This window comes from Litorivivens sp., from assembly GCF_041625495.1.
Classification (GTDB): Bacteria; Pseudomonadota; Gammaproteobacteria; order Pseudomonadales; family Spongiibacteraceae; genus Litorivivens.
In genome coordinates this window covers 1-5,436 of record NZ_JBFJTH010000211.1, presented here as the reverse complement: position 1 = coordinate 5,436, position 5,436 = coordinate 1, and the positions used below count along the sequence as shown (strand labels likewise).

At 54.3% G+C, this 5,436-nt stretch carries 5 protein-coding genes and 1 tRNA gene; all 6 read left to right on the top strand.

Going from position 1 to position 5,436, the window contains the following annotated elements:
• Window positions 1–96 precede the first annotated feature (96 nt).
• The 6 genes from pheS to ABYP39_RS17055 all read left to right on the top strand — a co-directional run bounded on the left by pheS (window position 97) and on the right by ABYP39_RS17055 (window position 5,385).
• Entirely contained in the window at window positions 97–1,113 is a 1,017-nt protein-coding gene (pheS, locus tag ABYP39_RS17080) for a phenylalanine--tRNA ligase subunit alpha (protein WP_372749312.1), read from the top strand.
• Window positions 1,114–1,173: 60 nt separating this feature from the next.
• On the top strand, window positions 1,174–3,543 hold the full coding sequence (gene pheT / locus ABYP39_RS17075) for a phenylalanine--tRNA ligase subunit beta (protein ID WP_372783786.1): 2,370 nt from the start codon (window positions 1,174–1,176) through the stop codon (window positions 3,541–3,543).
• A 4-nt stretch (window positions 3,544–3,547) separates the two neighbouring features.
• Entirely contained in the window at window positions 3,548–3,850 is a 303-nt protein-coding gene (gene ihfA / locus ABYP39_RS17070; protein WP_372749310.1) for an integration host factor subunit alpha, read from the top strand.
• Window positions 3,831–4,187 (top strand): MerR family transcriptional regulator, encoded by a 357-nt coding sequence (locus tag ABYP39_RS17065; protein WP_372749309.1) that lies wholly within the window; start codon window positions 3,831–3,833, stop codon window positions 4,185–4,187. The genes ihfA and ABYP39_RS17065 overlap by 20 nt, the downstream gene beginning before the upstream one ends.
• 153 nt (window positions 4,188–4,340) lie before the next feature.
• On the top strand, window positions 4,341–5,219 hold the full coding sequence (locus ABYP39_RS17060; RefSeq protein WP_372783784.1) for a mechanosensitive ion channel domain-containing protein: 879 nt from the start codon (window positions 4,341–4,343) through the stop codon (window positions 5,217–5,219).
• A gap of 89 nt (window positions 5,220–5,308) precedes the next feature.
• Window positions 5,309–5,385: transfer RNA gene (locus ABYP39_RS17055), tRNA-Pro, on the top strand.
• Window positions 5,386–5,436 lie beyond the last annotated feature (51 nt).

Here is a 5,436-nt window from a genome sequence, read left to right as displayed (position 1 = left end):
GTATTGATTGAATAGATAGGGAAAGGGCTGCCGCTCTTTCCCTATTTTTTTGTATCGTGACCCGCAATTCTGGCGGGACCAAGCAGAGGCAAAAGCATGGAAAACCTCGAAGCATTGGCTGACGAGGCAAGTCAAAAAATTCAAGCCGCGAGCGACCCCAGAGCACTGGATGATGTGCGCGTGGCTTACCTGGGTAAGAAGGGTGCTATTACCGCCCTGTTGAAAGGCCTGGGTGGTTTGTCTGCAGAAGAGCGGCCCAAGGCCGGCGCCGAAATCAACCGCGTTAAGGCACTACTGTCAGACCAGATTCAGGCCCGCAAGAGCGATCTGGAAAACGCAGCAGTTGCTGAAAAGCTGGCCAAAGAAACCATCGACGTTACCTTGCCCGGACGAGGCGTAGATGGTGGCGGTCTGCACCCGGTTACCCGCACCATCGAGCGCATAGAGGCATTTTTCGGCAGCATTGGGTTTGAGTCGGTGGAAGGTCCGGAAATCGAAGACGATTACCACAACTTCGAGGCGCTTAATATTCCCGCCCACCATCCGGCGCGGGCCATGCACGACACGTTCTATGTGTCAGATAACACCGTGTTGCGCACGCACACTTCGCCGGTGCAGGTGCGGGTGATGGAAGAGCGCGAGCCGCCGCTGAAAGTTATTTGCCCGGGGCGCGTTTATCGCTGCGACTCGGATCTGACGCATACGCCAATGTTCCATCAGGTTGAAGGTCTGCTGATTTCACAAGACAGCAGTTTTGCCGACCTCAAGGGTTTGATTGAATCCTTTCTGCGCGCCTTTTTCGAAAAAGAGCTGGCCGTGCGTTTTCGTCCGTCGTACTTCCCCTTTACTGAGCCGTCAGCGGAAGTGGATATTCAGTGTGTGATCTGCGGTGGTGACGGCTGCCGGGTCTGCAGTCAGACCGGTTGGATCGAAATCATGGGTTGCGGCATGGTGCATCCCAAGGTGTTTGAATACTCCAATATTGATCCGGATAAATACAGCGGCTTTGCTTTCGGTATGGGCGTAGAGCGCCTGTCCATGCTGCGTTATGGCGTTAATGATCTGCGCCTGTTTTTCGAAAGTGATCTGCAGTTTTTGAGGCAATTTGCCTGAGAGCAGTTATAACCCTCTAAATTCAGCTCGTGATGAACGGGCATAGCGATTGGAACAGCAATGAAATTCAGTGAACAGTGGCTTCGGGAATGGGTAAATCCTGAGCTGAGCACACAGGAATTGGCCGACCAGATTACGATGGCTGGTCTGGAAGTGGATGCGATAGAGGCAGTCGCCGGCGATTTCAGTGGCGTGATCGTCGGTGAGATTCTGGCCGCAGAACAACACCCGGATGCGGACAAGCTTCGCGTATGCAAAGTCAGCGATGGCAAAGACGAGTTTCAGGTCGTTTGCGGTGCGCCTAATGCCCGAGCGGGTATTAAAGTGCCTTTTGCCATGGTGGGCGCTGTATTGCCCGGCAACTTCAAAATCAAGAAGGCCAAGCTGCGCGGGGTGGAATCCTTTGGCATGCTGTGCGGGCCGGATGAGCTGGAGCTGGGAGAGTCTACCGGTGGCCTGATGGAGCTTAGCCCGGAGGTGCAGGTAGGTCAGAATTTGCGCGATGCGCTGGGTCTGGATGACAAGCTGATTGAGCTTGGGCTTACACCGAATCGAGCCGATTGTTTGAGTATTCGCGGGATTGCGCGCGACGTTGCGGTACTCAATGGTCTGGAGATAAAAACCCCTGACTGTGCGCCGGTTGCGGCAGTTAATGACGACCAGCGTGAAATTACGATCGAGGCTGAGGCCGATTGCCCTCGCTATTGTGGTCGCGTAATTCGTAATATCGATATCACTCGACCGTCTCCAGTGTGGCTGCAGGAAAAACTTCGTCGCGCAGGATTGCGCTCCATCGATGCAGTTGTAGATGTGACCAACTATATTTTGTTGGAGTTGGGGCAGCCGCTGCACGGTTTTGATTTGGCCAAACTGGATGGCGGCATTCGGGTTCGCCTGGCAGAGCAGGGTGAAAAACTTACTTTGCTCGATGGGCAGGATTTGGAGCTGCGCGCAGACTCCCTGGTAATCGCTGACGAGAAAAAAGCCCTGGCCCTAGCTGGCATTATGGGTGGCAAGGAAAGTGCCGTTGGCGAAAGCACAACGGATATCTTTCTAGAATCGGCATTTTTTGCTCCGGAAAAACTCGCTGGCAGAGCCCGCTCCTACGGATTGCATACCGATTCTTCTCACCGTTTTGAGCGTGGTGTGGATTATGAGCTGCCCTTGCAGGCCATAGAGCGCGCCACACGGTTGATCACTGAGATAGTAGGGGGGGAGCCCGGCCCGGTGGTTGAGCGTGCTACCTCGCATTTGCCGGAGCCGCAGCAAATCAGCCTGCGCGAAGCGCGCATTGAAAAAATGCTGGCTATGCCGGTGCCGGCTGAGCGCGTCGAGGCAATTCTGACCGGCTTGGGTCTGACTGTGCAATCGGCAGATGGTGGCTGGACGACGACCACACCGAGCTGGCGTTTTGACCTTGCGATCGAGGTCGACCTGCTGGAGGAACTGGCGCGGATTGTCGGTTACAACAACCTGCCGGTAAAACCGATAACCGGTTCGCTTGAAATCACGGCGGTTCCGGAAGGCAGGGTTGGTGTCGGCGACGTGCGCCGCCGCATGACCGCGCTGGGTTATCAGGAGGCGATAACCTACAGCTTTGTCGACCCAGTCTGGCAGAAAGCGATGTTCCCGGGTGTTGAGGCTGTATCACTGATAAACCCTATTTCTGCCGACCTGGCGGATATGCGCCTGAGCCATTGGCCGGGTCTGCTCAAGGCTGTTGCTCACAATCTGAATCGGCAGCAGTCTCGAGTACGTCTGTTTGAAACTGGTTTGTGTTTTATTCCGGGTGAGAGTGGTCTGCAGCAGGAGGCAACGCTGTCGGCCGTGGTAACTGGCAATCGTACTCCTGAAAGCTGGCACGGTAAGGGCGAGCGAGTAGACTTCTTTGATGCTAAAGGTGACCTCGAATCCCTGCTGACGCTGGTAGCGGGCCGCGACTATCGCTTTGAGGCCGCTGAGCATACCGCCCTGCATCCTGGTCAGAGTGCCAGAATCCTGCTTAATGGCGAAGAAGTGGGTCATATTGGGGCCCTGCACCCCTCATTAAGCAAACAGTTTGATCTGGAGCAGGCAGTGTATCTGTTTGAAATCAAGCTGGCTGCGATTACCGAGCGGCAGGTGCCGGTGTTCCATACGCCGTCCCGATATCCTGAAGTCCGCCGGGATTTGGCGGTCGTGGTTGATCGCGCAGTCGCGGCCCAAAGCCTGCTGGATATGGCGCGAAAAGCCGCTGGTGAGCATTTGGTAAACCTGAACCTTTTTGATATTTATGAGGGTGAAGGTATTGATCCGCAAAGAAAAAGTTTGGCCATTGGCTTGACGTATCGGGATTCTTCACGCACTCTTAACGAAGAAGAAGTGAATGAATCCGTTGGTCACGTTATCCGCGCTCTGGAAGAGGGGTTTGGCGCGACATTGAGGAACTAGAGTCATGGCAGCTCTTACCAAGGCCGAGATGGCCGAGCATTTATACGAGGAACTTGGCTTCAACAAGCGTGAAGCCAAAGAACTTGTTGAGATGTTCTTCGAACAGATTCGAAATTGCCTGGAAAACAACGAGCAGGTAAAACTCTCGGGTTTTGGTAATTTCGATCTGCGCGACAAAAGCCAGCGGCCAGGTCGCAATCCCAAAACGGGTGAAGAGATCCCGATTTCCGCCCGCCGCGTAGTGACTTTTCGCCCAGGACAAAAATTAAAAGCCAGAGTAGAGCAATATGCTGGAACCGAGTCATAACGACGAATTGCCGGCAATTCCCGGAAAGCGTTACTTCACCATTGGCGAAGTGAGTGACTTGTGTCTGGTCAAACCACACGTCTTGCGTTACTGGGAGCAGGAATTCCCCCAGTTAAAGCCGGTAAAGCGTCGCGGTAATCGCCGCTACTACCAGCGGCAGGATGTGATCATGATTCGTCAGATCCGCAGCCTGCTATACGATCAGGGTTACACTATTGGCGGCGCGCGACAGCGTCTGTCTGGCGACGAAGCCAAAGATGACGAAACTCAATACAAGCAAGTAATTCGGCAAATGATCGCCGAGCTGGAAGATCTCCTTAAAGAACTCAAAGCCTGAGTATCGATAACGCTCCTGTTGGTTAGTTGGCAGGAGTCTCGCCCGCACGCTAAAGCTCCGCCAGCACAATAGAGCCCCGCCTTTTCTAAAACATTTGTTGCGTTCCCCGGAACCTCCTTCGGTAGAATAGGCGAAACCCCAAGGAGTAACGGTATGCTGGAACAGGTTGATATCACACAGGAGCAGGTAGCGCTGCTGGCGCCGCTGGTTAGGCTTCTGGTCAGTACCTTTCTGCTGGTAGTTGCTGTTCTTGTACTGCGTTCCGTCAGTGCCCGCTTTATCCGTAAAAATGTGACTACCTCTGAACTGCGCACCAAATGGCTGGTACAGTCGCGCAATGCCTTTGTGCTGCTGTTACTGCTGGGTTTGGTGCTGATCTGGGGCGAGGAGCTCAGAACAGTCGCCTTTTCGGTTGTTGCGATTGCGGTGGCGTTGGTTGTCGCTACCAAAGAGTTGATCCTATGTCTGATTGGCTCTGTTCTTAAGGCAGGCACCAGCGCCTTCGACATTGGCGACCGTATTCAGATCAAGGATTACCGCGGCGACGTTATCGACCATAACCCCCTGACTACCACGCTGCTGGAGGTAGGGCCGGGCAAGGGCTCTCATCAATTAACTGGCCGTGTGTTGACCCTGCCAAACGCCATGTTTGTGTCGGAAGCACTGATTAACGAAACCCCCAATACGCGCTACATGTTCCATGTTATCAGCATTCCGTTCAAGCGTGACCACAACTGGCAAGGTGCCAAGCAGGCCATGCTGGAAGCGGCGAAGCGCGAGTGTCAGCCCTATAGGGACGAGGCCCGCCGCTATCTAGTGCGTTTCAGCAATCAGCGCGGACTGGAGCCGCCATCGGTGGAACCCAGGGTGACTATACAAGTGCCTGCGCCCGAGGAAATTCACTTGGTCATGCGAATGCCTGTGCCCACCGCACGGCGGGTGGCGATTGAACAAGCGATTTTGAGCGAGGTTATGGAGGGTAACTACTCGATGAAAGTGGAGGCCTTGCCAGATTCGCCGGCGGCAACGTAAACGGCGCGAAAATCAAACAGTAAGCTCAGAATTTCACGATTTAGTATTTCATTGGCCATGGGTCTGCTGTATCATGCAGCCCCTCAAATCGGGGCGTAGCGCAGTCTGGTAGCGCACCACACTGGGGGTGTGGTGGTCGTAGGTTCAAATCCTGCCGTCCCGACCAATTTTTCAATAACTTAGGCCATCCCTTGGGGTGGCCTTTGTCGTTTAAGGG